Consider the following 23397-nt stretch of genomic DNA (forward strand, 5'->3'; position numbering starts at 1 on the left):
GCCAGTATCACCAGTCACACCCGTCACATCCGGGTACGACGCGCCGACACGAGCCACCGGGAGTCGATCACTCCCCGTTGCGACCCGCCTCGATCTCCTGGCGTCGCGCCAACCGGTGCGCCCGACGGATCTCAGCCTCCCGCCACCGGCGCCGGTCGACGTCGGTCAGCAGGTCCAGTGGCGGCACGCTCCGGGACCGGCCGTGCTCATCGATCGCGACGAAGACGAAGTACGCCGTAGCCACCGTGTGAGGCTTCCGGGAGACGTCACCCCACGGCTCAGCCTCGACGCGCACGCCGACCTCCATCGAGCTGCGCCCGGCCCAGTTGACCCGTGCCGACGTGCGCACGATGTCGCCGACGTGCACCGGCTCGAGGAAGAGCATCTCGTCCATCGCCGCGGTGACCGCCGGGCCCTCCGCGTGCCGGCGGGCGGCGGCGCCCGCCGTGCTGTCGGCGAGCTTCATGATCTCGCCGCCGTGCACGTTGCCCAGCAGGTTGGCCTCGGTCGCGTGCATCAGCGTCGCCAGCGACACTTCGGAGTAGGTGGGCGTGCGGCGTACGACGTCACTCATGTCGTCAGGGTAGTGGTGACGCTCCGGTACCTTGGCCGGCATGGCTGACCGACCTGGGCCCGAGCCGGGCACCCCCGAATACGACTGGTTGTACGGCGACAAGCGCCGTCCCGTCGACGACCCCACCCAGGTGCTGCCGAGCCAGTCGCCCCAGTTCCCGCCGCCCCAGGCCCCGCGTCAGCAGCCCGCCTGGCAGCAGCCGTACCGCCAGCCGCCCCCTCCGGGCACGCCGCCGCCCAGGACGCAGGGCGGCTTCCGGATGCCGCGGCCACGCTTCCGTCCTCTCCGGTGGATCCTGCTGCTGCTCGCGCTCTGGCTCGTCTTCCTCGCCGTGGTGCCGTTCTTCGCGCTGCGCAAGGTTTCGACCGTCGACGCCTTCCCCGACGGCAAGCGTCCGGCGGAGCAGGACGGCACGACGTACCTCATCGTCGGCAGCGACTCCCGCGAGGGGCTGAGCAAGGAGCAGCGCAAGAAGCTCGGCACCGGCGACGCCGGGGGGCAGCGCACCGACACGATCATGCTCCTGCACACCGGCAGCGGGCCGAACGTGCTGACCTCGATCCCCCGCGACTCCCTGGTGCCCATCCCCGATCACGGCACCAGCAAGATCAACGCCGCCTACGCCTGGGGCGGACCGCAGCTGTTGATCGAGACGATCGAGGACAACACCGGGATCCGGATCGACCACTACGTCGAGATCGGCTTCGGCGGCTTCGTCGACGTCGTCGACGCCGTGGGCGGCATCGAGATCTGTCCCGAACGGCGGATGCGGGACAAGGACGCCAACCTCAACATCAAGAAGGGCTGCCAGCAGGCCGACGGCGTCGTCGCTCTCGGCTACGCCCGCTCTCGCAAGACCGATCCTGCCCTGGGCGACATCACCCGGGCCCGCCATCAGCGTGAGGTCGTGTCGGCGGTCGGCACCAAAGTGCTCTCGCCCTGGACCGTGGTCAACCCGTTCCGCTACTGGAAGCTGAACATGGCGGCTGCCTCGACACTCAAGGTGAGCGAGGGCACCGGGGCCTTCACCCTGGGCAAGTTCGCGATGGCGATGACGAGCGTCGACAAGACCTGCGGCATCCCGATCTCCGACCTGGCGGTGCACTGGGACGCGGACCGCTCGAAGCGGTTCTTCCAGCACATCATCGAGGACGACACGGCGGGCCTCGGCAAGGACCTCTGCACTCCTTCCGGTCTCCCGGGCTAGCGTGGGCGCATGTGGCGCGAGCAGGAGACGGTCGACCGGATGCTGGACGAGTGTGAGACCTGGGCGGTGGTCGGCCTCTCCGGCGATCCGTCCCGGACCGCCTACGAGATCGCCTCACTGCTGCAGACCCGCGGCAAGCGGATCGTGCCGATCCACCCCACGGCACCCACGGTTCTCGGCGCGCAGGGCTATGCCTCGCTGGCGGACGTGCCGTTCCCGATCGACGTGGTCGACGTGTTCCGTCGCTCAGAGGCGGCCGGCGAGTTCGTGGACCAGGCGATCGCCGTCGGAGCGAAGGGCATCTGGCTCCAACTCGGCGTGGTCGACGAGGCCGCCTTCACCCGTGCCACCGAGGCCGGCGTGCCCATGGTGATGGACACCTGCCCGGCGATCGAGTGGGCGCGGCGGGAGCGATGAGTCAACCTGCGGACGAGACCGACGAGAGTCCGCCAGCGCCGTCCCGATTCCGCTCCTTCCTCCACCGTCACCGTCGAGCCGGATGGATCGCGCTCGCCGTCGTGCTGGCGCTGCTGCTCGTCGTCGGCGGCTACGCCTGGCGGCTCAACTCGCACCTCTCCGACATCGACCGCTTCTCGACCTCGACGATCAAGAACCGTCCGGCGAAGGCGCCGACCAAGGCGCTCAACATCCTGCTGCTCGGCTCCGACAAGGGGCAGCCGGTCGCGGGGGCGGAGCACACCACGCTGGCCGAGGACGCTGTCGCCGACAGCTGGCCGGTCGGCAAGTACCGCAGCGACACGCTGATGGTGGTGCACATCTCGGCCGACCGCGAGCACGTGCAGGTGGTCTCGATCCCGCGCGACAGCTTCGTCATGATCCGCGACTCCGCGGGCACGGATCAGCACCGCGAGAAGATCAACGCCGCCTTCTCCGACTGGGGGCCGAACGGCGCTATCGCGACCGTCGAGGCGTTGACCGGGCTCCGCCTCGACCATGTGGCGATCATCGACTGGGCCGGCTTCCGCGACCTCTCCACAGCGGTCGGCGGCGTGCCGGTGACCGTGCCCGAGGAGGTCTACGACTCCAAGCAGAAGAAGCTGTGGAAGGCGGGCGACTACCTGCTCAAGGGCGAGGAGGCGCTGCAGTACGTGCGGATGCGCTACGGACTGACCCGCAGCGACTTCGACCGCATCGCTCGCCAGCAGAACTTCCTGCGCTCGCTGATGCGGGAGATCCTGGCCTCGGGCTCCCTGACCAAGCCACTCGAGTTCGACCGGATGCTGGGCGCCCTCACAGAGAACCTCACCATCGACGAGGCCTGGACCAACGGCGACCTCCGCTCCCTCGCCCTCGGACTGCGCGGGATCAGCGAGGGTGACGTCGACTTCCTGACCATGCCTATCGGCCAGGAGCGCACCGACCCGACCTACGGTGCAGTGCTGGAGGTCGACACCGCCAAGGCGAAGGAGCTCTTCACCGCGCTCCGGCAGGATCGGATGAGCCGCTATCTGAAGAAGTACCCCGACGACGTGCTGGCGGAGGACGACCAGATCAGCTGACCGGCACCCCGGCTCCTCCCGGAGTCGGAGCTGGTCGGTACGCAGGGTGGAGGTGGCGGCGGCCCGGGATTCCTAGCGTGGACCGCATGATCGCTCCCCTCCACGACCCCGGCGCCGGGCCGCGCAGCCGGCCGGGCTCCGTCGTACATCTGGATGCCGTCGCCGCCAACACGCGGAGCTTCGCCGACCGGGTACCCGGCCACCTGATGGCGGTGGTCAAGGCGGACGGCTTCGGGCACGGCGCTGTCGAGGTCGCACGCACGGCCTTGCTGCACGGCGCCACGTGGCTCGGCGTCACCTCGTTGGAGGAGGCACTCGGCCTGCGTGACGCGGGCCTCGTCGCTCCGGTGCTCAGCTGGCTGAACCCGGTCGACGCGGACTTCGCCACCGCCGTACGACGCAACGTGGACGTCGCCGTCTCCGACCGCGACCACCTGCTGGCGGTGGCGCGGGCCGGGCGGACCGCCGGGCGCCGGGCCCGGGTGCACCTGCATCTCGACACCGGCATGGCACGCGACGGCGCCGCGCCCGGCACCTGGGCAGCGCTCTGTGCCGCTGCCCGGGTACAGGAGTTGGCCGGGACCGTCCAGGTCGTCGGTGTGATGGGCCATCTGGCTTGTGCGAGCGCCGGCTCCGATGCCAGTGGTCGAGCAGCCTTCCGGGTCGGGGTAGCCCTCGCTCGGCGCGCCGGGCTGCGCCCCCAGCTGCGCCATCTTGCGGCCACCGCTGCGACGCTGACCGACCCGGAGAGTCACTACGACCTGGTGCGAGTCGGCGCCGGGCTGGTCGGCATCGACCCGTCCGGGACCACGTCCCTCGCACCGGCACTCACGCTGACCGCTCCGGTCATCGGCATCCAGCGGGTGCCTGCCGATACCGGTGTCGGGTACGACCACACGTTCCGGACCGGGCGTGCGACCACACTCGCACTGCTCGGCGTGGGGTACGCCGACGGTCTCCCGCGCATCGCCTCCGGGCGCGCGGAGGTCTGGCTGGCTGGCGCTCGCCGTCGGGTGGTCGGTCGGATCTCCATGGACCAGACGGTCGTCGACCTTGGTGACGACGGCGTACTCCTGGGTGCCGAGGCGACCGTCTTCGGCCCGACCGCCGGCGCCCCGGCGGGCTCTGCACCGACCGTCGACGAGTGGGCCGAGTGGGCCGACACCATCCCGCACGAGATCGTCACCGGCCTCGGCGCGCGCCTCGGGCGCCTCCACCGCGGTGGTGCGGTCAGCCTAGGCGCGATCGAGTCGGCCAGCGCGGCCGTGGTTCCTGCCGCCTTGAGGAGCGTCCGATGATCCGCGTCGCCCTGGTCGGCGGAGGAGCCAACTGCGAGCACGAGGTCTCCCTCGCCTCGGCCGCATCGGTCGCGGCAGCGCTCCGCACCGCCGAGGTCGCCGGCACGCCGGTCGAGGTATTTCCGCTCACCATCGGCACCGACGGCGTCTGGTCGGCGGAGGGGACGGCGCTGGCCGCCACCCGCGAAGCCAGCCTGGCCGCCGCCGTACGGTTGATCGGCTCCTGCGACGTCCTGCTGCCGATGGTGCACGGACCACACGGCGAGGACGGCACGCTGCCGGCGCTGGCGGACCTCGCCGGGGTGCCCTGCGTCGGCTCTGCGCTGGGCGCGGGGGCGCTGGCGATGGACAAGTGGGCGACCAAGCTCGTGGCCGGCGCGGTCGGCGTCGACGTGGCGGCCGGACGGCTGGTCCGACGTGGCGAGCCGGTCACCTGGAGCGGGCCGGTGGTGGTGAAGCCCGTCGCCGCAGGCTCCAGCCACGGCGTCGGTCTCGTCCGCCGCGCCGAGGAGCTCGGCCCCGCCCTCGCCGCCGCCTTCGCCCTCGACGACCGGGTGCTGGTCGAGGAGCTTCTCGAGGGCCGGGAGATCGACGTGGCCGTGCTCGCCGGCCGCGACGGCCTGCGGCTCTCCCCGCCGCTGGAGGTCAGCGTCCGTGCCGGCACGCTCTTCGACACGGCGCAGAAGTACGACGGATCCGCTGAGTTCCTGATTCCGGCACCGCTGAGCGACGTGCAGCTCAAGGCCCTCCACGATGCCGCGACTGCGGTCTTCGGCGCGTTGGGCTGCGCCGGAGTGGCACGCGTCGACTTCTTCCTCACCGACCGGGGTTGGGTGCTCAACGAGGTCAACACGGTGCCGGGCATGACGGAGCACTCGCAGGTGCCCCGGATGTTCGCCGCCGACGGCCTCGAGTACGCCGACCTGCTGGCCGAGCTCGTTCTCACGGCCCTGACAGCGTGACACAGCCGACGGGCCGGCTCGTCGGCCTGGACCTGCTGCGCGGGCTCGCCATCGGGCTGGTGCTGCTCCGGCATGCCCTCCCCGACCTGTTCCCCGGCGCCGGCGTGGTCGGCGTCGTGATGTTCTTCGCCTTGAGTGGGCATCTGATCACCGGCGTCCTGCTGGCCGACCGCAGGTCGAGCGGACGGATCCGGCTGGGACGCTTCTACGCCCGCCGCGCCACGCGGCTCCTTCCCGCGCTGGTGACCATGCTGCTCGCGGTCATCGTGCTCACCCTGACGGTGGATCCCTTGCATGATCGCGCGGAGCTTCCCCGAACAGTGCTGGTGGCGCTCACCTGGACAGCCAATCTGCCCTTCGACCATGGCAGTGACGCCACCTTCCACCTCTGGACCTTGGCCGCAGAGGAGCAGTTCTACCTGCTCTGGCCGGCGCTCCTCGGCTGGGCATGCGGCCGGCGCGGAACGACACCAGGCCTGCGGCTCCGCTGGCTGCTGATCGGTTCGACTGCGACGAGCCTCCTCGCCTGTTCGGCCACGTTGCTCTGGCTCGGGGAAGCGCCGGATCTCGCCTACGCCCTGCCCAGCTCGTGGGCGATCTGCTTCGTGATCGGCGCCGCGAGTCGGCTGGCCGCCGACCGGCTCCCGGTCCCCGGCCCGACGGCGGTCACCATGGCGTTGCTGCTCATCGGCGCCCTGAGCGTGGTTCCATTACGGGGCCACGCCCTCACCTACCTGCTCGGAGGACCCACCATCGCCGCATCGACCGCCGTGCTCGTGCTGGCCGCCCGCACGCCCGGACGCGCGGAGCACTGGTTGGAGCGAGCGCCGCGACTGTTCGGCTCCTTGGCGTGGTTGGGCACCGTCTCCTACGCGGCGTACCTCTGGAACTACCCGATCACCCTGTGGCTGCGGGCATCATGGGGGGCCGGGGCCCTGACCGGGCTGGTAGCCACCGGCCTCACGCTCGGATGCGCCGCGGCCACCTGGCGGTGGGTCGAGGCGCCGGTGCTCCGACGCCGAGACCTGAGGGACCGGAAGCAGGAGACGGTGCGATGACCCGCAGCGCGGTTCCGGCCTGGCTGCCGACCGCCGTACTCGGTCCGGTCGTCGCCTTCCTGGGAGCGTGGGAGGCCACTGACGGGTTCAGCCTCTTCGGTCCGTGGGAGCGCGACCAGCTGCTGGTGGCCCTGGTCATGGCGGCCGCGGTGGCCAGCTACCGCTTCGTGCCGGCTCTCGGGCTCGCGATCGTCTGGGTGCTGCTCCCCATGCATCTGCTCCAGCCGGTCGAGGTGCTGACCGTGGAGCTGTTCGTCGCGGTGCTCGCCTACGGCCTGGCCAGATACGGGAGCTGGCCGACCGTCATCGCCAGCGCCGTCTCGGTGCCGGCCGCGGCCCTCGTCGCCTGGGCGTTGATCATCCGGGCGCCGCGCGACCTCGTGGTCGCCGACTTCTACATCGACATCACCGGGGTCGACTACGGGAGCGACGTCCAGCGCGTCCTCGGCCTGCTCGCCTTCGTCGTGCTGGCGATCCCGTGGCTGCTCGGCATGCTGCTGCGCACCACCCGCCGGGCGACGCAGGCCCGCTCCGAGCGTGAGGTCGCCGAGCTGGCCAGGGTCCGGGCCGAGGAGGACCGGGCCCAGGCACAGGAGATCGCCCGGCTACGCGAGGGACAGACCCGGCTGGCCCGTGACGTGCACGACGTCGTCGGTCACTCGCTGGCGGTCATCCTGGCCCAGGCCGAGTCAGCCCAGTTCCTGCCGGACGACGACCCGCGCCGCCTCAAGGAGACCTTCGCGACCATCGCCGACTCGGCCCGCGAGTCGCTCCGATCGGTCCGTCAGGTGCTCTCCTCCACGGATCGGGCCGCGCCGGCCGAGGACGGCGTCCCCGAGGGCGGGATCGAGAGCCTCCTCGACGGCGTACGCACGGCAGGGCACCCGGTGCACGTCGAGGTCGCCGGCACCCCGCGGCCCTTGCCTCCCGAGCTCTCCGTCGTCGCCTTCCGGGTGCTGCAGGAGATGCTGACCAACGCGCTCAAGCACGGTCGGCGTGGCGGCCCGGTCTGGGTGCGTCGGGCCTGGTCCGATGACCTCACCATCGAGGTCGTCAACGAGGTCGCCGGCAGTCCCACCGCCGACGGTGCCGGACAAGGGCTGGAGGGGATGCGGCGGCGCCTGGAAACGGTCGGCGGCAGGATGCAGGCGAACCAGGAAGGAAGTCGATTCAGCGTGAAGGCGACGATGCCGGCAGGTGCCGCCGAGGGCCGGGCATGAGCACCCCGATCCGGGTGATGCTGGTGGACGACCAGGAGCTCTTCCGCGCCGGTGTGTCGGTGATCATCGACGCCCAGCCCGACATGGAGGTGGTCGGCACCGCAGGTGACGGTGTCGAGGCGGTGCGCGTCGCCACCGAGCTCGAGCCCGATGTGGTGCTCATGGACATCCGGATGCCCGAGATGGACGGCGTCGAGGCCACCCGGCAGCTCTTCACACCTCAGCGCGTCTCCGCGCGGAGCAGGCCGTTGCGCGTGGTCGTGCTCACCACCTTCAACCTCGACGACCGAGCCGCCACGGCGATCAAGCACGGCGCATCCGGATTCCTGCTCAAGGACGCGACACCGCAGATGCTCACCGACGCCATCCGCACGGTCCATGCGGGCAACGCCGTCATCTCACCCGCCGATCTCACGCTGCTCATGGACGGCACGTTCCGCGAGCGGCGGCCAACGCCGGCCACCTTCGACCGCCTCACGGAGAAGGAGCGCGAGGTCTTCACCGCAGTCGCCCGCGGCCTGAGCAACCCCGAGATCGCCGAGACCGCCTACATCAGCGAGTCGACGGTGAAGACCCACGTCGGCTCCATCCTCCGCAAGCTGGAGCTCCGCGACCGCGTACAGATCGTGGTCTTCGCCCACGAGCACAGCCTCACCTAGCAACCCGCGACCGTCGAGCCGGTCACCCGGTGGTCGAGCCGGTCATCCGGTGGTCGAGCCTGTCACCCTGTGGTCGAGCCGGTCATCCGGTGGTCGAGCCTGTCGAGACCCTCAGCCGGCCCCGGCAGCCCGGACCCGACTCAGAAGCCGAACCTCCGCGGCCCGGAGGCGGCCTCACGGACGACGGCGCCCTTGGCGTGGGCGGCATCGCGCAGCGATGCCTGGAACTCGACCATCCGCTGCTGCAGGCCGGGGTCGGAGGCAGCCAGGATCCTGGCGGCCAGCAGGCCGGCGTTACGGGCGTTGCCGATCGAGACGGTGGCGACCGGGACCCCAGCGGGCATCTGCACGATCGAGAGCAGCGAGTCCATCCCGTCGAGGTACTTCAGCGGCACCGGCACCCCGATCACGGGGAGCGGCGTGACCGCAGCCAACATACCGGGGAGGTGCGCTGCTCCCCCGGCACCGGCGATGATCACCGAGAGGCCACGCCCCGCGGCATCGCGCCCGTAGTCGAGCATCTCGTCGGGCATCCGGTGCGCGGAGACCACGTCGGCCTCGAAGGCGATATCGAACTCACGCAGCGCCTCGGCGGCTGCCTGCATCACCGGCCAGTCCGAGTCGGAGCCCATCACGATGCCGACGCGGGGGGTCTCGGCAGGCTCGACCACCGGGCCCTGCTCGGCCTCCGGACTCTGCTCTGATACCGGGCCCTGCTCGGCCCCCGACTTGCGTTCCGTCATGCTCACTCGCTCTCGTTGCCGAGGTCGCCCGCGAACCAGGCCGCCGCATGGCGAGCTCGCTCCAGACAGTCCTCGAGGTCGTCACCGTAGGTGTTGACGTGGCCCACCTTGCGGCCTGGACGCAGCTCCTTGCCGTAGAGATGCACCCGCAGCCGTGGATCGCGTGCAAACGCGTGCGGGTAGCCGTCGTAGAGCGGCGCCGCGCCCGGGCTCTGCTCCGCTCCACCGAGGATGTTGACCATCACCGTCCAGCGCTCGCGCGGTGCGGGCGACCCCAACGGCAGGTCGAGTACGGCGCGCAGATGGTTCTCGAACTGGCTGGTGACCGCCCCGTCCTGGGTCCAGTGTCCGGTGTTGTGCGGCCGCATCGCCAGCTCGTTGACGAGGATCCGCCCGTCGTTGGTCTCGAAGAGCTCGACCGCCAACACACCGACGACGCCGAGCTCACCGGCGATCCGCAGCGCGATCTGCTGCGCGGAGAGGGCCAGCTCCTCCGCCAGGTCGGGCGCCGGGGCGATCACCTCGTGGCAGATGCCGTCCCGTTGCGTGGAGGCGACGACGGGCCAGGCAGCCGCCTGACCGCTGGGCGATCGGGCGACCAGGGCCGACAGCTCCCTGCGGAAGTCGACCAACTCCTCGGCCAGGATCCGTACCCCGGTCGCGGCGGCCGCAGCGAAGGCGTCTCCGCAGTCCTCCTCGCGGCGGACCACCCAGACGCCCTTGCCGTCGTAGCCGCCTCGGGTGGTCTTGAGCACGGCCGGGAAGCCGAACGTCGTCACCTCCTCCGGGGTGGTGACGATCGCGTTGCGCGGGCAGGGCACACCGAGTTCGGCCAGCCGCTCGCGCATCACGCCCTTGTCCTGGGCATGCACCAGCGCCTCCGGCCCCGGCCGTACGGCGATCCCCGCCTCCTCGAGAGCGTGCAGGTGCTCGGTGGGCACGTGCTCGTGGTCGAAGGTGACGGCGGCGCAACCGGCGGTGACCTGACGCAGGGCATCGAGGTCCCGGTGGTCGCCGACCAGCTGGTCGGGGATCACCTGCGCCGCGGAGACGCCCGGCGCTTCGGCCAGCAGACGCAGCGGAATGCCGAGAGCGGCTGCAGGCTCCGCCATCATCCGGGCGAGCTGGCCGCCGCCGATGACGGCCACGGTCGGGGCGAGGGGTCGCGGATCAGCCACAGCCGGGATTCTAGGAGGTCAGCGCCGGCGGACCGTGATCGGCTCGACGATGCCGAACCCACGCACCGGACGGGCCGGCATCGGGCGGGTCTCCCAGCGGTCCTCGGGCAGCAGTGTCGCGGTGTGCTCGTCGATGATGATCCGGTTCTTGCGTGCCACCGTGGTCAGCCGCGCGGCCATGTTGACCGGTGGCCCGAAGACGTCGCCCATCCGCATCACCACGGAGCCGGTGGCGAGCCCGAGCCGGACGTCCGGCATCCGGGGGTCGCGGCCGATCACCGAGACGATGCCCTCGGCGATCTCCATCGCGGCGATCGGTTCGAGCGCCACGAAGAGCACCGAGTCGCCGAGGCTCTTGATCACCCGTCCGTGGTTGCGGGAGACGACGTCGTGGCAGCGGGACTCGAAGACCTCGACCAGGTCGCCGATCTTGATCTCGCCGATCTCGTTGGTGAGGGCGGTGAACTGGACCAGGTCGGCGAACCCGACCGTCAGCTCCAAGCTCGGCTGGGTCTCCGAGCCGAGCTCGAGCGCCTCGGTGCGAGCCACCGCGACGGCGATGTGTCGACGCCACGCATGCAGCAACAGCTGCTCGAAGTCCTCGGCGACCGTCTCTGCCAACAGCGCAGCCAACGAGATCCTCTCGTCCGACCCGTCCGGGGCGGGCGGCATGGTGGCCGCCACCTCCTCGAGGCGGGGCGTGAGCGTCGCGACCTCCCAGTCCGCGAGTCGGGCCATCGTCTGGCCGACTCCCCGGGTCAGGTTGAGCGCGGTGTCCAGGGTGAACATGCCCGAGTCGATGAGGCGGTTGAGGATGGCCATCGCCTCGACGTCGCCGTCGGTGAAGAGCGGCTCCTCCGAGCCCGGCTCCGGGAAGCCGAGGGCGCGCCAGATCCGCTTGGTGCGCTCCGGACTCGTGCCACTGCGCTCCGCGACGTCGTCCGCGGTCCACTGGGGAGTGTCCCGCAGGAGGGCCTGCTCCAGGCGGCTCCGCCCGACGTCGTCGTAGCGGGGATCAGGTCCCATCGTCGGCGCGACCACCCGTCGCCTGGCGGTGCAGCTCCTCGGAGACCACCTTCTGCACCTGCTCGACCCGCGGGATGTCGTGCAGCTCGACCCGACCGGCCTCGCTGGCATCGGTCACCACCAGCGTGCCGCAGCCGAAGATGCGGTCGAGCAGGTCGATCTCGAAGTCCACGCCGCTGATCCGGTTGAGCGGGATCGTGCGGCCCTCCTTGGCGATGAACCCGGTGCGGAACATCAGCCGCCGGTTGGTGAAGGTGTAGGTCGTGGTCCACCACTTCAGGAACGGACGCACCACCCACCACACCGCGACCGCCGCCATGATCACCCATGCGGCGTAGTTGATCGTCTTGTCGACCGTGTCGTTGCCGATCTCGAGAACGGTCAGCACGATGCCGCCGATCAGCACCAGCAGCAGCACGACGATCGGGCCGAAGAGGGCCTTCACATGGGTGCGGCAGGAGACGACGATGCGCTCGCCATCGTTGAGCAGCTTCGGGGAGATGGCCATGACCGCATCATGTCACTCAACTGGTGCGGGTCGCACGTGGACGACGTCCCCGGCGCCGACTGCGGTGACCTCGTCGCCGGCTGCGACCAGGAGGCGACCGGTGTCGTCGATGCCGACCGCGGTGCCGACGAGGGGGCTGCCGGCGGGCAGCTCCACCCGCACCGCGCGGCCGATGGTGAGGCACCGCTCCTGGTAGCGACGGCGCAGCTCCGGAACGTCGTCGAGCAGGGGCAGCTCCCGCTCCAGGGTGTCGAGCAGCGTCGCGAGGAGCGCCGTACGGTCGGCCGGCTCGCCGGTGCGCAGACGCACGCTGGTGGCGTTCGGGATCGGCAGCTCGTCGGCGGTCTGGTCGGCGTTGAGGCCGATGCCGAGTACCGCCGCCGGGCCGTCCGGTGTCTCCACCCGCTCGACGAGGATGCCGCAGAGCTTGTGTCCCTCCGGCTCGACGAGAACGTCGTTGGGCCACTTGAGCGCCACTCCCGGCACGGTGTCGACCAGGGACTCACGGACGACGTAGCCGGCGAAGAGCGGGAGCCAGGGCCAGTCGGCGGCGGCGAGCTCGGGGCGCAGCAGGGTCGAGAGGGTGAGCGCCGCGCGCTCCGGCACCGACCAGGCCCGATCGAGCCGTCCGCGCCCCTCGGTCTGCCACTCGGTGGTCAGCGTGGTGCCGTGCGGTGCGCCCTGGCGGGCCTGGGCGGCGAGACCGGCGTTGGTGGAGCCGATCCGGTCGACGATCTGGACCGTCGAAGGCAGTCGGGAGGGATCAAGGGGTGGGCGCGCGTCGGGGTTGGCAGGCATGGGCACTAGATTGACCCACGCAACCAGGAGGAGGCCAGAACACGTGAGCGCAACCATCGGTGAAGGCACGGACGTGCCCGACGACATCGACGTCCACACCACCGCCGGAAAGTTGGCGGACTACGACCGCCGCGTCCATGAGGCCGTCGAGGCGCCTGCCGCCAAGGCGCAGGAGAAGCAGCACGCCAAGGGACGCAAGACCGCCCGCGAGCGCATCGAGATGCTCTTCGACGAGGGTTCCTTCGTCGAGCTGGACGAGCTCGCCCGGCACCGCTCGACCGCCTTCGGCCTGGAGAAGAACCGGCCCTACGGCGACGGCGTGATCACCGGCTACGGCACGGTCGAGGGTCGCCAGGTGTGCGTCTTCTCGCAGGACTTCACCGTCTTCGGCGGCTCGCTGGGCCAGGTGTACGGCGAGAAGATCGTCAAGATCATGGACCTCGCCATCAAGACCGGCTCGCCGATCATCGGCATCAACGAGGGTGCCGGCGCCCGGATCCAGGAGGGCGTCGTCTCGCTGGGCCTGTACGGCGAGATCTTCCAGCGCAATGTGCATGCCTCCGGCGTCATCCCGCAGATCAGCCTGATCATGGGCAACTGCGCCGGCGGCCACGTCTACTCCCCCGCCGTCACCGACTTCACGATCATGGTCGACCAGACCTCGGCGATGTTCATCACCGGCCCTGACGTGATCAAGACCGTCACCGGCGAGGACGTCACCATGGAGGAGCTGGGCGGTGCGCGCACGCACAACACCAAGTCCGGCAACTCGCACTACATGGCGGCCGACGAAGAGGACGCCATCGACTACGTCAAGGCGCTGCTCAGCTACCTCCCCCAGAACAACCTCGACGAGGCTCCGGCCTTCGACGAGGAGGCCGACCTCACGGTGACCGACGTCGACCTGGCGCTGGACACGATCATCCCGGACTCGCCCAACCAGCCCTACGACATGAACGATGTCATCAAGTCGGTGCTGGACGACGAGGAGTTCCTCGAGGTGCAGCCGCTCTTCGCGCCGAACCTGATCATCGGCTACGGCCGGGTCGAGGGACGTCCGGTCGGTGTCGTCGCCAACCAGCCGATGCAGTTCGCGGGAACGCTCGACATCGACGCCTCGGAGAAGGCGGCCCGGTTCGTGCGCTTCTGCGACGCGTTCAACATCCCGGTGCTGACCTTCGTCGACGTCCCCGGCTTCCTTCCGGGCACCGACCAGGAGTGGACCGGCATCATCCGCCGCGGCGCGAAGCTGATCTACGCCTACGCCGAGGCCACCGTCCCGCTGGTCACCGTCATCACCCGCAAGGCCTACGGCGGCGCGTACGACGTGATGGGCTCCAAGCACCTCGGTGCCGACCTCAACGTGGCGTGGCCCACCGCGCAGATCGCCGTCATGGGCTCCCAGGGCGCGGCCAACATCATCCACCGCCGGACCCTGGCTGAGGTGGAGAAGGCCGGCGGCGACGTCGAGGCCAAGCGTGCCGAGCTGATCGACGAGTACGAGACCACGCTGGCCAACCCCTACATCGCGGCCGAGCGCGGCTACGTCGACCGGGTCATCCGTCCGCACGAGACGCGCGCCGAGATCGTCCGCGGCCTGCGCCTGCTGCGCAACAAGCGGGAGATCCTGCCGGCCAAGAAGCACGGGAACATCCCGCTGTGAGCGACTCCACCGCCGCAGAAGAGAAGGCCCCTCAGCAGCCCCTGCTGCGCGTGGTCAACCCCGACGCCACCCCCGAGGAGATCGCGGCCATCGTGGCGGTCTTCTCCGCCCTCGGCTCGACCGGTGGCGCCACCGCCCCGAAGCCTCGACGCGAGTGGGCCGCCCCGCGGCGTACCCACCGAGTGCCGCTTTTCCCGGGCCGCGGCGGTTGGCGGGCCAGCGCACGCTGATCGACCCTGATCGCCGTACTCCGAGGCCACCTGTTGACCTCGGAGTACGGCGTTGCTCATTTCAGGGGCACGACGGACAGCGCAGCAGGTGCCCTGCCCACCCGCGGGTCGCCAAGAGATCAGCCAACGCTGTCGCGGTCCCGCAGGTCTCCTCGATGACGTGCCCCCAACCGAGCCTGACCGTGATCAGACCACGTGCTGCTGATCGAAGATCGCGACCGAGATCGACCTCGCGTTGCCGCCGATCACTGTGCACAAGGTGCCCGTCGAGTTCGATGACCAACCCGAACTCCTCGATGAGCGCATCGCGATAGATCGTGCCGGGCGCCGTGTCGCGGACCTGCCGACGCGCGGCGGGCAGCCCATGCGCTCGCTCGATCTGGGTGAGATAGCGATGTTCCAGGACCGAGCAGGTTCCGGCGGCGACGTCTTCAAGGACACCGGCGATGAACGCGCGCCCGCTGATGCGGGAACGTCCCTCCAACGCACGTGCGATCCGCTCTGCTGTGGTGCGCCGACTTCCCACCGCATCAGCCAGGGCGGCGATGACGTCGAGATCACGGCGAGCCGCATCTGCAAGGTCGAGCGCTGCCTCTTCGATCCGCATCCGCGGTGGGGACAGGTGCCACTGCGCCCGTGTATCGATGCTGGTCACGTAGTGCGATCGGACGCCTTCGACCCTATTGACGCGCCGTCGACTGTCGACGGCCACGTGGATCGGTCCGGTGCCCGTCGCCTCGAAGTCCAAAGCGGACTGGTGGGACAACACCGCGGGCCAGAGCGCGCGTACCGCCATCCACTCGCGCTGGCGACGTGTGGGAGCGCCGGTGTGGTCGAGATAGAGGCCACGCGATACCGGCGTGAGCTCGCGGCGCCGGACCATGCGACGGATGGCATGCGGGGCCACGGCCGCGGCCAACAATTGATCGCGCCCGATCACGCCAGCCTGCCGCCGCAACAGATCGACCCAACCATCCATGCGACAACCATGCGCAGCGAAGCAGCCGCGCGCACCCCGCGCAGCAGTCGGCTGTGGATAAGCCTCAACGCCGTACGCCGAGGTCGCCTGATGGCCTCACCGTACGGCGTTGCCGTCGCGCTGGTTCACTAGACCCGTGCAGACCAACACCCTTGTCGACGTTCCCGGGATCCGGGTCGGCCATGCCCAGCGGGTCGGAGACGGCTGGCTGAGCGGCACCACCGTCGTCCTCGCGCCGCAGGAGGGTGCGGTAGCCGGAGTCGACGTACGCGGCGGCGGACCGGGCACCCGCGAGACCGACCTGCTCGACCCGCGCAACCTGGTCGAGCGGGTGCACGCGGTCACCCTCACCGGAGGTTCTGCCCTGGGCCTGGCTGCTGTCGACGGCGTCGTCCAGGGACTCTTCCGCGACGGAGTCGGCTTCCCGATGGGCGGCCCCGGCGAGGTGGTGCCGATCGTCCCGGGGGCGGTCATCTACGACCTCGGTCGGGGCGGTGTCTTCGCCCACCATCCGGACGCGCCACTCGGCGCCCAGGCGTACGCCGCTGCCTCGGCCGATGCTGTTGCGCTCGGCACCGTCGGCGCCGGGACGGGCGCTCGCGTAGGCGGTCTGAAGGGTGGCGTCGGCAGCGCCTCGACCCAGCTTGCCGACGGCACCTGGGTAGCCGCGCTGGTGGTGGTCAACGCCGTCGGCTCGGCGGTCGATCCTGCGACCGGCGACCTCTGGGGCGCGCGGCACTGCCGCGACGGCGAACTGCCCGGCCTCCGGCGACCTGACTCGACGGAGGTCGAAGCGGCACAGGCGGCGGCTGCGGCGCTCCCCCTCCCCCTGCGAGCGCCGCTGGCGACGACCATCGGCGTCATCGCCACCGACGCAACCCTCACCAAGGCCCAGTGCCAGAAGATGTCCGGCATCGGCCACGACGGGCTGGCCCGGTCGATCAACCCGGTGCACACCATGTTCGACGGCGACACCCTCTTCACCATGGCCACCTGCGCTCGCGAACCGCGCGACGTCTTCGGCTTCCAGGAGCTGCTTACCTGCGCGGACGACGTGGTCACCCGCTCGGTGGTCCGCGCGGTGCTCGCCGCCACCTCGACGCCGGAGTCGACGCCGCCCCTGCGTTCCTACCGCGAAGCCTTCCCCAGCGCCTTCGCCTGACGACCGACAACCGTCAGCGCATGCGGACCGACTTCCAGACCTCGCCGTCGGTGCTGATCAGCGCCTGCCCTCGATCGACAGTGGTGGCGACCATGATCGGCCCGCGCGACGTGCTGATGGTGCCGAACAGATCTGTTGCCGCCTCGAAGCCGGTGGGAATGAGCTCCTCGAACGCGCCGCCCTCGGGTCGTTGCCGCCAGATCCGGAGCGGATCGCCGAACTCGCCGCCGACCGTCGCGAGCACGAGACTGCCGTCGCGGCGTACCAGCGAGGCAAGGACGAAGGGCGACTCCAGATGAACGTCCTCGACCGTGTTGGTGCCATCAGCGTGCAGACGCGCCACCCGCTGGAGCGGGAAAAGCGTTGCGCCGTCGCCGCCGAGCAACACCACGCGGGTGCCGGGCCGGGCGCTGGGCACCAGGCTGGTCAGATAACCGTCGGTGTCCAGGTCGTTGCGGGTGCCACTCGCGCCGCCATCGTCGCTGAGCCAGAACGTCTGCGAACCCTCGAACGTCAGGTGTCGCCCATCGGCGTGCACGGCCTGGAGGAGGATCTCGGGCGGCACCACCAGCTCATGCATGGTCGCCGTCTTGCCGTTGATGCCGAACAGGCCGATGTACCGCAGCCCGCTGCCTGAGATCGCTGCAACTACCTCACCCGCAGCGAGCGGCGAACTGCCCGACTCCATCGTCATGGCCACCTCGCCGTCGATGTCGAAGACGCGCGGCGGCGCGCCCGGCCGATACGGCTCGACAATGAAGCGTCCGCCGCCTGCGGCGGTCAGTGTGCCGCGTGGGATCGCGATGACGCTTCGCCGCCCCGAAGCGGAGACGACAAGCACCCGCTTGGCGGCGCCCTCGCAGCGTCGGTCGCAGAACCAGGTGGAGGCGACAGTCTCCTCACCCGGCACCATGGCGAAGCCATCGACGAAGGCACGGTCGCTCGCGAGCCACGGCGGTTCCTGCCGCATCGGTTCCCGCCGCGGCAACTCGGGGTCAGACGGCGTCGTCGGCAGCCGGCTGGGCGTCGGGCTGGGCGTTCCGGCCGGAGCACCCGCGTCAGGCTCGGCGCCGTTGCCCAGCCAGACTCCACCGATCACAGCGAGGACAGCGAGGGCCGAGATGCCCGCAGCGGCGGCCCGATGCCGTCGGGTGCGGCGTACGGCGCCCGTCCGGATAGCGGCGAAGGCTGGCGGATGCACGCCATTCGCGACGTCGCCAGCGAAGGCCGGGTCGTCGATCTCAGGCATGGGTCTCCTCCTCACGGGTGAGCAGCTCGGCGAGCGCGGCCCGCCCGCGGCTCAGCCGTGCCTTGACGGTTCCGGCCGGCACGCCCAGCGTCTCGGCGACCTGCTGCACGGAGAGGTCCGCCAGGTAGTGCAGCGCGAGTGCCTCGCGTTGCGCTGCCGGAAGTCCCCGCAGTGCCTGGACGACGGCGAGCCGCTCGGTCGACAGGTCGGGGTGGCGATGCTGCGGCTCGTGCGCCACGTGCAACCGCAGACCGATCGCCCGTCGACGGTGGCGGGTCCGCGCGACGTTGACGGCGACGGTACGCAGCCAGGCCTCCGGATTGTCCACGCGGGCGAAGGCAGCCGGCCGGGCAGCCGCTCGCACGAAGGCCTCGGAGACGACCTCCTCAGCCTCGGTCAGGTCGCCGCAGACGGCGTAGAGCTGACCCACGAGCCGGCGATAGGAAGCCTCGAAGCACTGCTGGACCCACTCCATGCCCATGCTCGACCTCCTCTGCCGCCGCCCTCACCCAACACGACCACCAGCGGCCCCGGAAGGTTGCATGGATCGCCCAGATTCTCGTCGGGCGTTACTGTGGGGTTCGGGGAGGGACACCCACACGTACTGAGGTTCTCGAGGTTCTCATGTCGCGTCGACCGTTCCCTGTCCTGTTCCTGCTGGCGCTCGTCACCGTTCTGCTGCAGTCTCCGGCCTCGCCCGGGCATCTCCCACCCGCGGCAGCCGCGAAGTCCCAACCCTGGGCCTATGTCTCCTATGCGGGCGGCACCATGGTGCGCGCACTCGGCACCACCATCTCCTCCGACCTGACCTCTCAGTCCACGATCTCCGGTGCCCAGGTGCCCAACAAGATGACATCGTCGACCGCGTCGGTGAAAGTGGCACCGAGACAGCTCGTCGACGTGAGCGCGATCAAGACCTCCACGAAGGCGAAGCGGCACAAGCAAGGCACCAAGCTCATCACGAAGTCCCGCACCGGCAAGGTCTCGCTGCTCGGCGGCCTGGTGCGTGCCGACGCCGTGGTCACCAAGAACATCACCCAGGGCACCCCGCACGGCCTGACCGCACACTCGACGACCCGCTTCGTCAATCTGCGGGTGCTGGGCGCCAAGCTGCCGGTGGACCTGCCGGAGAACTTCCGCATCGTGATCCCCGGAGTCGCCATGGTCGAGGCGAACGTGAGCCAGGTCGGGCAGAAGCACGGCGTCGCGACCAACACCGGCTACGCACTGGGCATCTGGCTGCTGAGCGATCGCGGCCCGGCCCCGCTCGGCAGCAAGATCATCCTCAACCCGACCTACTCCCTGCTCTCTGTGCCGGTGCCCAAGGGCAACCCCGCGTTGGGTGGCTTCGCCTTCGGCACCGACGTACAGGTGAAGGTCACCGACATGGTGAAGGGCCAGGTCGGTCGCACTGCCCAGGCCACTACGCCGCCCAACGGCTCCGGCGGACGCAAGGAGCTCAACCGCACCGCTGAGGTCAACGTGCCCGGTGTCGTCACGGTCGGAGCCGTCTCGTCGTTCACGAAGTCCAAGGCACGGCGCGGCTACGGCCGGATCGTCAACCAGAACCAGATCGCGGGTGTCGACCTCTTCAACGGGCTCATCCACGTCGACGCGATCAGGGTCCGGGCCGAGTCGACCTACCGCAACGGGAGGTTCAAGCCGAAGGAGTCGATCAGCTTCGTGAACCTGCGGATCGCCGGCAAGAGCATCCCGGTCAACATCGGCAAGAACACGACGATCGACGTCGCCGGTCTCGGCAAGGTGGTGCTCAACCAGCGCATCCGCAAGGGGAACTCCAACAAGATTCGCGGTCTCTACGTGAAGGTGCTCGAGCCGGGGAACGGGGTGGAGGTCGGTGCCACGATCGAGCTCGCTGTGGCGGCCACCTGGATCTGGGGCTGACCGCTCGGCGTTACCGTCAGGCGAGCTGTCGGGCAACCCGCGTAGCGGCCGGCATCGTCCTTCCTGGCAAGACCTCTAGGCTGGCGACCATGACTGCCCGTGATCGCCAGGTGGACCGAATCAGCGAGACGTATGTCGAGGAGTATGCGGCGCTCGACCCGGTCACCGCGACCTACGTCGGCATCGCCGGTCACGACGATCGCCTGCCCGACCTCTCCCCCGACGGCTTCGCGGCTCGGGAGGAGCTCACGCGCCGCGCGCTGGCTGCGGCCACCGCCGCCCGTCCGGCCGACGAGCGGGAGACCGTCGCGCAGGAGGCCTTCACCGAGCGGCTCGGCCTGGAGGTCGAGCTGGCGGACGCCGGGTTCGCACGCTGTGACTTCTCGGTGATCAGCAGCGGCCTGCACGCGCTCCGCGATGCGTTCGACCTGATGCCGACCGAGGGCGAGCAGGCATGGGCGAACATCTCCGCTCGGCTGGGCGGGATCCCCGATGCCCTCCAGGGCTACCGGATCACGCTGTCCGAGGAGGCACGCAAGGGCAACGTCGTCGCCGCCCGGCAGTACGCCGAGGTCGCGAACCAGGTGGCCAGCTGGACGGGCCGGCGAGGCGACTCAGCCAGCGTCTTCACCCGGCTCGTCGCCGAATGCGACGTGACGGGCGCACTCCGCTCCGAGCTGGAGCAGAACGCCGCATCGGCGACCCGCGCCTTCGCGGACTTCAGCCTCTTCCTCACCGACGAGATGGAGCCCCAGGGCCGCGAGGTGGAGGCCGTGGGCCGCGACCACTACGCCCTCGCCTCGCGGAGCTTCCTCGGGGCCACCATCGATCTGGAGCAGACCTACGCGTGGGGTTGGGAGGAGCTCAAGCGGATCGAGGACGAGATGCTGCTGATCTGCGCAGACCTTCGCCCCGGCGCGTCGATCGCGGAGGTCGCGGCCGCCCTCGACGCCGATCCGAGCCAGCGCATCGTGGGCTTGGAACCGTTCCGGGAGTGGATGCAGGAGCTCGCCGATCGCACCCTCGCCGAGCTCGCCGACGTGCACTTCGACATCCCCGAGCCGATCCGCCGCATCGAATGCCGGATCGCACCGACGGACGACGGCGGCATGTACTACACCGGCCCGTCGGAGGACTTCTCGCGGCCCGGCCGGATGTGGTGGTCGGTGCCCGCGGGGGTCGACACGTTCTCGCCGTGGCGCGAGACCAGCACCGTCTTCCACGAGGGCGTCCCCGGCCATCATCTGCAGGTCGCGCAGACCGCCTACCGCAAGGAGTCGCTGAACCGCTGGCAGCGGCTGATGTGCTGGGTCAGTGGCCACGGCGAAGGATGGGCCCTCTACGCCGAACGCCTCATGGACGAGCTGGGGTACCTCGCCGATCCCACACATCGACTGGGCATGCTCGACATGCAGGGCTTCCGTGCGGCGCGCGTGGTCGTCGACATCGGGATGCATCTGCAGCTGGAGATCCCCCGCGACAACCCGTACGGCTTCCACCCGGGCGAGCGCTGGACGCCGGCGCTGGGGCTGGAGTTCATGCGTGCGCACGCCCGCATGGACGACGCGCAGATCGTCTTCGAGGTCAACCGCTACCTGGGCTGGCCGGGGCAGGCCCCCTCCTACAAGGTCGGAGAGCGGATCTGGCTGGAGGCGCGAGAGCAAGCCAAGCAGCGGCAGGGCGCCGACTTCGACCTCAAGGCGTTCCACCGGGCCGCGCTCGATCTCGGGTCACTCGGGCTCGACCCGCTCACCCAGGCACTGGCGCGCCTGTGACCCGGCTGATCCTCGCCTCGCAGTCTCCCGCCCGTCTCGCCACCCTGAGGGCAGCCGGGGTGGATCCGGAGGTGGTCGTCTCCGGGGTCGACGAGTCCCAGCTCCACGGCCTCGTACCCGCCGACCTGGCCCTCGGGCTGGCCCGGCTCAAGGCTGCAGCCGTCGCGCAACGGGTCGCCGGCCCGGGACTCGTCCTCGGCTGCGACTCCGTGCTCGAGCTCGACGGCCGCGCCCTCGGGAAGCCGGCAGGCGCCCACGAGGCGATCCTGCGCTGGAGGGAGATGCGGGGACGCTCCGGTGTCCTGCACAGCGGCCATGCGGTGCACGATCTCGTCTCCGGCGAGGTCGCCAGTGCCGTCGCGAGCACGACGGTCCACTTCGCCGAGGTCACCGACGATGAGATCGAGGCGTACGTCGCCACCGGCGAGCCGCTGCACGTCGCCGGCGCGTTCACCATCGACGGGCTCGGCGGCGCCTTCATCACCGGCATCGAGGGCGACCACCACAACGTCGTGGGCGTCAGCCTTCCGCTGCTCAGGCGCCTGCTGGCCGACCTAGGTCACCGGTGGACGGAGCTGTGGGCTCCTGCTCCGAGCCGATGAGCGGCAGCGGATCGGTCACCGTGCCGGCCAGGGTGGTCTGCTGATAGGACGGCAGCGCGAAGACGAGCTTGCGGAAGAGGAAGAACCTGGCGACCGTGCCCATGGTCAGGCCCACCACGTTGGCGGCGATGTTGTCGGCGACCGGATCGGTCAGACCGAGCGCGTGGCGGCTGAACCACAGGCACGCCATCGGCAGGGTCATCGTGATGACGTTGATGACGACGTACGCCGACACGCCGCCGTCGGGATGCGCCGACTGGCGGTGCTTGAAGGCCCAGGACTTCGTGCCGTTGTAGCTGATCCACATGCCGATGGTGTTGGCGATGATGTAGCCGGTCATCGGGTGGTCGCCGAGCCAGGCATCCTTGACGACCCAGAAGCCGTGGACGAGGAAGTTGAAGAGGAGGAAGGCAACCGTCGTCGCCGCGCCGCCGACCGCCATAAAGCGCGTCACTTCACTCAGCACTCGGCTGCGGCGTAGCCCCATGGGACTCAAGGGTATAGGGGCTCCCCCGCACCAGTGATCGGCACACTGGATTCTTCGACATCGGGGAGGGCGACCGGAGCCGTCGGCGGGGCGTCCACCCAGCCCAGCAGATCCGGGAGCAGCGTCGGCCATACGGTCTCCGCGGTGCTCCGCAGCTCCTCCTCCGTCCACCACCGGATCCCGTGCACGGTGGTGAGCTCCTCCTCCGTCAAACCGGCCGGTGCGGGCTCGAACGCCGGCGTACGGAGTGCGTAGAACGTGTCGTGCTGGTCGACGACCACGTCGCTGTAGCCGTGCCGTACCCGCCGTGACGCGAGCGGCCCGATCACGTCGTCACGGGCAACCACGAGGCCGGTCTCCTCGTAGAGCTCACGGACGACGGCCGTCAGGTCGTCCTCGCCGGGATCGATGCCGCCGCCGGGGGTGATCCACCAACGAGCGCCCGTTCCCGGGTCGCTGTCACCGATCAGGAGCACTCGGTCCTCGGGATCGACCACCAGAACCCGCACCGTGGCGCGGCGCCGCAACGGCCGGTCGCCCGGATCCTCGGGCACCTCGAAGGTTCTCGTCACCGTTGCACCCTAGTGGCAGCGG

The 23397-nt window shown here is 70.2% G+C and carries 26 protein-coding genes; 15 read left to right on the forward strand and 11 right to left on the reverse strand.

Going from position 1 to position 23397, the window contains the following annotated elements:
- Window positions 1-67: 67 nt before the first annotated feature.
- Window positions 68-574 (reverse strand): acyl-CoA thioesterase, encoded by a 507-nt coding sequence (locus DNK54_RS07335; RefSeq protein ID WP_110206476.1) that lies wholly within the window; start codon window positions 572-574, stop codon window positions 68-70.
- A gap of 40 nt (window positions 575-614) precedes the next feature.
- Between DNK54_RS07335 and DNK54_RS07340 the strand changes: the two genes are divergently transcribed.
- The 8 genes from DNK54_RS07340 (at window position 615) to DNK54_RS07375 (ending at window position 8498) form a co-directional block, all read left to right on the forward strand.
- Window positions 615-1781: an LCP family protein gene (locus DNK54_RS07340; protein ID WP_110206283.1), complete on the forward strand. Its 1167-nt coding sequence runs from the start codon at window positions 615-617 to the stop codon at window positions 1779-1781.
- Between the two features lie 9 nt (window positions 1782-1790).
- Window positions 1791-2198: a CoA-binding protein gene (locus DNK54_RS07345; protein ID WP_110206284.1), complete on the forward strand. Its 408-nt coding sequence runs from the start codon at window positions 1791-1793 to the stop codon at window positions 2196-2198.
- Window positions 2195-3301 carry an LCP family protein gene (locus tag DNK54_RS07350; RefSeq protein ID WP_162602337.1) on the forward strand — a complete coding sequence of 369 codons (1107 nt, stop codon included), beginning with the start codon at window positions 2195-2197 and terminating at the stop codon, window positions 3299-3301. The genes DNK54_RS07345 and DNK54_RS07350 overlap by 4 nt, the downstream gene beginning before the upstream one ends.
- Window positions 3302-3387: 86 nt before the next feature.
- Window positions 3388-4599, forward strand: coding sequence for an alanine racemase (gene alr / locus DNK54_RS07355; RefSeq protein ID WP_110206286.1), 1212 nt, complete (start codon window positions 3388-3390; stop codon window positions 4597-4599).
- Complete coding sequence (locus DNK54_RS07360) at window positions 4596-5561, forward strand: D-alanine--D-alanine ligase family protein (RefSeq protein WP_110206287.1); 966 nt, start codon at window positions 4596-4598, stop codon at window positions 5559-5561. The genes alr and DNK54_RS07360 overlap by 4 nt, the downstream gene beginning before the upstream one ends.
- Window positions 5558-6619 carry an acyltransferase family protein gene (locus DNK54_RS07365; protein ID WP_110206288.1) on the forward strand — a complete coding sequence of 354 codons (1062 nt, stop codon included), beginning with the start codon at window positions 5558-5560 and terminating at the stop codon, window positions 6617-6619. The genes DNK54_RS07360 and DNK54_RS07365 overlap by 4 nt, the downstream gene beginning before the upstream one ends.
- Window positions 6616-7839, forward strand: a complete 1224-nt coding sequence (locus DNK54_RS07370; protein ID WP_110206289.1) for a sensor histidine kinase — start codon at window positions 6616-6618, stop codon at window positions 7837-7839. Before DNK54_RS07365 ends, DNK54_RS07370 begins: the two co-directional genes overlap by 4 nt.
- Complete coding sequence (locus DNK54_RS07375; RefSeq protein ID WP_110206290.1) at window positions 7836-8498, forward strand: response regulator; 663 nt, start codon at window positions 7836-7838, stop codon at window positions 8496-8498. Before DNK54_RS07370 ends, DNK54_RS07375 begins: the two co-directional genes overlap by 4 nt.
- A gap of 140 nt (window positions 8499-8638) precedes the next feature.
- Here the strand turns inward: DNK54_RS07375 and purE are convergent, their stop codons facing one another.
- Genes purE through DNK54_RS07400 form a run of 5 tightly spaced genes read right to left on the reverse strand, consistent with a single transcriptional unit; the run spans window position 8639 to window position 12751 of the window.
- Complete coding sequence (purE, locus tag DNK54_RS07380; protein WP_110206291.1) at window positions 8639-9241, reverse strand: 5-(carboxyamino)imidazole ribonucleotide mutase; 603 nt, start codon at window positions 9239-9241, stop codon at window positions 8639-8641.
- A gap of 2 nt (window positions 9242-9243) precedes the next feature.
- Window positions 9244-10419, reverse strand: a complete 1176-nt coding sequence (locus DNK54_RS07385) for a 5-(carboxyamino)imidazole ribonucleotide synthase (protein WP_275426251.1) — start codon at window positions 10417-10419, stop codon at window positions 9244-9246.
- 18 nt (window positions 10420-10437) lie between these two features.
- Window positions 10438-11445 (reverse strand): adenylate/guanylate cyclase domain-containing protein, encoded by a 1008-nt coding sequence (locus DNK54_RS07390; protein WP_110206478.1) that lies wholly within the window; start codon window positions 11443-11445, stop codon window positions 10438-10440.
- The gene (locus tag DNK54_RS07395; protein WP_110206292.1) at window positions 11435-11953 is read right to left on the reverse strand and encodes a PH domain-containing protein; all 519 of its coding nucleotides are present in this window, start codon (window positions 11951-11953) and stop codon (window positions 11435-11437) included. Before DNK54_RS07395 ends, DNK54_RS07390 begins: the two co-directional genes overlap by 11 nt.
- A 12-nt stretch (window positions 11954-11965) precedes the next feature.
- Window positions 11966-12751, reverse strand: a complete 786-nt coding sequence (locus DNK54_RS07400) for a biotin--[acetyl-CoA-carboxylase] ligase (RefSeq protein ID WP_110206293.1) — start codon at window positions 12749-12751, stop codon at window positions 11966-11968.
- A 73-nt stretch (window positions 12752-12824) separates the two neighbouring features.
- Here DNK54_RS07400 and DNK54_RS07405 point away from each other — a divergent pair, with 73 nt between their 5' ends.
- On the forward strand, window positions 12825-14414 hold the full coding sequence (locus DNK54_RS07405; RefSeq protein ID WP_239459993.1) for an acyl-CoA carboxylase subunit beta: 1590 nt from the start codon (window positions 12825-12827) through the stop codon (window positions 14412-14414).
- Entirely contained in the window at window positions 14411-14644 is a 234-nt protein-coding gene (locus DNK54_RS07410) for an acyl-CoA carboxylase subunit epsilon (protein WP_110206295.1), read from the forward strand. Before DNK54_RS07405 ends, DNK54_RS07410 begins: the two co-directional genes overlap by 4 nt.
- 61 nt (window positions 14645-14705) lie before the next feature.
- Here DNK54_RS07410 and DNK54_RS07415 read toward each other — a convergent pair whose 3' ends face one another.
- Window positions 14706-15623, reverse strand: a complete 918-nt coding sequence (locus DNK54_RS07415) for a type IV toxin-antitoxin system AbiEi family antitoxin domain-containing protein (protein WP_110206296.1) — start codon at window positions 15621-15623, stop codon at window positions 14706-14708.
- Window positions 15624-15632: 9 nt separating this feature from the next.
- On the opposite strand from DNK54_RS07415, the gene DNK54_RS21675 reads away from it, so the two are divergent.
- On the forward strand, window positions 15633-15755 hold the full coding sequence (locus tag DNK54_RS21675; protein WP_275426252.1) for a hypothetical protein: 123 nt from the start codon (window positions 15633-15635) through the stop codon (window positions 15753-15755).
- Window positions 15756-15759: 4 nt separating this feature from the next.
- Window positions 15760-16785, forward strand: a complete 1026-nt coding sequence (locus DNK54_RS07420) for a P1 family peptidase (protein WP_110206297.1) — start codon at window positions 15760-15762, stop codon at window positions 16783-16785.
- A gap of 13 nt (window positions 16786-16798) precedes the next feature.
- On the opposite strand, the gene DNK54_RS07425 is transcribed toward DNK54_RS07420, so the two are convergent.
- Window positions 16799-18034, reverse strand: a complete 1236-nt coding sequence (locus tag DNK54_RS07425; RefSeq protein ID WP_110206298.1) for a hypothetical protein — start codon at window positions 18032-18034, stop codon at window positions 16799-16801.
- On the reverse strand, window positions 18027-18515 hold the full coding sequence (locus tag DNK54_RS07430; protein WP_110206299.1) for a sigma-70 family RNA polymerase sigma factor: 489 nt from the start codon (window positions 18513-18515) through the stop codon (window positions 18027-18029). The genes DNK54_RS07425 and DNK54_RS07430 overlap by 8 nt, the downstream gene beginning before the upstream one ends.
- Before the next feature lie 143 nt (window positions 18516-18658).
- On the opposite strand from DNK54_RS07430, the gene DNK54_RS07435 reads away from it, so the two are divergent.
- From DNK54_RS07435 to DNK54_RS07445, 3 genes are all read left to right on the forward strand, one after another.
- The gene (locus DNK54_RS07435; protein WP_110206300.1) at window positions 18659-19939 is read left to right on the forward strand and encodes a choice-of-anchor P family protein; all 1281 of its coding nucleotides are present in this window, start codon (window positions 18659-18661) and stop codon (window positions 19937-19939) included.
- Between the two features lie 89 nt (window positions 19940-20028).
- Entirely contained in the window at window positions 20029-21714 is a 1686-nt protein-coding gene (locus tag DNK54_RS07440; RefSeq protein WP_110206301.1) for a DUF885 domain-containing protein, read from the forward strand.
- Entirely contained in the window at window positions 21711-22316 is a 606-nt protein-coding gene (locus DNK54_RS07445) for a Maf family protein (RefSeq protein ID WP_110206302.1), read from the forward strand. The genes DNK54_RS07440 and DNK54_RS07445 overlap by 4 nt, the downstream gene beginning before the upstream one ends.
- Here the strand turns inward: DNK54_RS07445 and DNK54_RS07450 are convergent.
- Window positions 22249-22803, reverse strand: a complete 555-nt coding sequence (locus DNK54_RS07450) for a GtrA family protein (RefSeq protein ID WP_162602338.1) — start codon at window positions 22801-22803, stop codon at window positions 22249-22251. The genes DNK54_RS07445 and DNK54_RS07450 overlap by 68 nt on opposite strands.
- Before the next feature lie 5 nt (window positions 22804-22808).
- Window positions 22809-23375 carry an NUDIX hydrolase gene (locus DNK54_RS07455; RefSeq protein WP_204164455.1) on the reverse strand — a complete coding sequence of 189 codons (567 nt, stop codon included), beginning with the start codon at window positions 23373-23375 and terminating at the stop codon, window positions 22809-22811.
- Window positions 23376-23397: the final 22 nt, after the last annotated feature.

The sequence above is a fragment of the Nocardioides daejeonensis genome (assembly GCF_003194585.1).
GTDB lineage: Bacteria > Actinomycetota > Actinomycetes > Propionibacteriales > Nocardioidaceae > Nocardioides > Nocardioides daejeonensis.

Coding starts and splice junctions, on each gene's coding strand:
- DNK54_RS07425 (WP_110206298.1), bottom strand. CDS start 18,034: ATGCCTGAGATCGACGACCCGGCCTTCGCTGGCGACGTCGCGAATGGC.
- DNK54_RS07430 (WP_110206299.1), bottom strand. CDS start 18,515: ATGGGCATGGAGTGGGTCCAGCAGTGCTTCGAGGCTTCCTATCGCCGG.
- DNK54_RS21675 (WP_275426252.1), top strand. CDS start 15,633: ATGCGCAGCGAAGCAGCCGCGCGCACCCCGCGCAGCAGTCGGCTGTGG.
- DNK54_RS07370 (WP_110206289.1), top strand. CDS start 6,616: ATGACCCGCAGCGCGGTTCCGGCCTGGCTGCCGACCGCCGTACTCGGT.
- DNK54_RS07360 (WP_110206287.1), top strand. CDS start 4,596: ATGATCCGCGTCGCCCTGGTCGGCGGAGGAGCCAACTGCGAGCACGAG.
- DNK54_RS07440 (WP_110206301.1), top strand. CDS start 20,029: ATGACTGCCCGTGATCGCCAGGTGGACCGAATCAGCGAGACGTATGTC.
- DNK54_RS07435 (WP_110206300.1), top strand. CDS start 18,659: ATGTCGCGTCGACCGTTCCCTGTCCTGTTCCTGCTGGCGCTCGTCACC.
- DNK54_RS07340 (WP_110206283.1), top strand. CDS start 615: ATGGCTGACCGACCTGGGCCCGAGCCGGGCACCCCCGAATACGACTGG.
- DNK54_RS07390 (WP_110206478.1), bottom strand. CDS start 11,445: ATGGGACCTGATCCCCGCTACGACGACGTCGGGCGGAGCCGCCTGGAG.
- purE (WP_110206291.1), bottom strand. CDS start 9,241: ATGACGGAACGCAAGTCGGGGGCCGAGCAGGGCCCGGTATCAGAGCAG.
- DNK54_RS07350 (WP_162602337.1), top strand. CDS start 2,195: ATGAGTCAACCTGCGGACGAGACCGACGAGAGTCCGCCAGCGCCGTCC.
- DNK54_RS07400 (WP_110206293.1), bottom strand. CDS start 12,751: ATGCCTGCCAACCCCGACGCGCGCCCACCCCTTGATCCCTCCCGACTG.
- DNK54_RS07395 (WP_110206292.1), bottom strand. CDS start 11,953: ATGGCCATCTCCCCGAAGCTGCTCAACGATGGCGAGCGCATCGTCGTC.
- DNK54_RS07450 (WP_162602338.1), bottom strand. CDS start 22,803: ATGGGGCTACGCCGCAGCCGAGTGCTGAGTGAAGTGACGCGCTTTATG.
- DNK54_RS07375 (WP_110206290.1), top strand. CDS start 7,836: ATGAGCACCCCGATCCGGGTGATGCTGGTGGACGACCAGGAGCTCTTC.
- DNK54_RS07335 (WP_110206476.1), bottom strand. CDS start 574: ATGAGTGACGTCGTACGCCGCACGCCCACCTACTCCGAAGTGTCGCTG.
- DNK54_RS07415 (WP_110206296.1), bottom strand. CDS start 15,623: ATGGATGGTTGGGTCGATCTGTTGCGGCGGCAGGCTGGCGTGATCGGG.
- DNK54_RS07345 (WP_110206284.1), top strand. CDS start 1,791: ATGTGGCGCGAGCAGGAGACGGTCGACCGGATGCTGGACGAGTGTGAG.
- alr (WP_110206286.1), top strand. CDS start 3,388: ATGATCGCTCCCCTCCACGACCCCGGCGCCGGGCCGCGCAGCCGGCCG.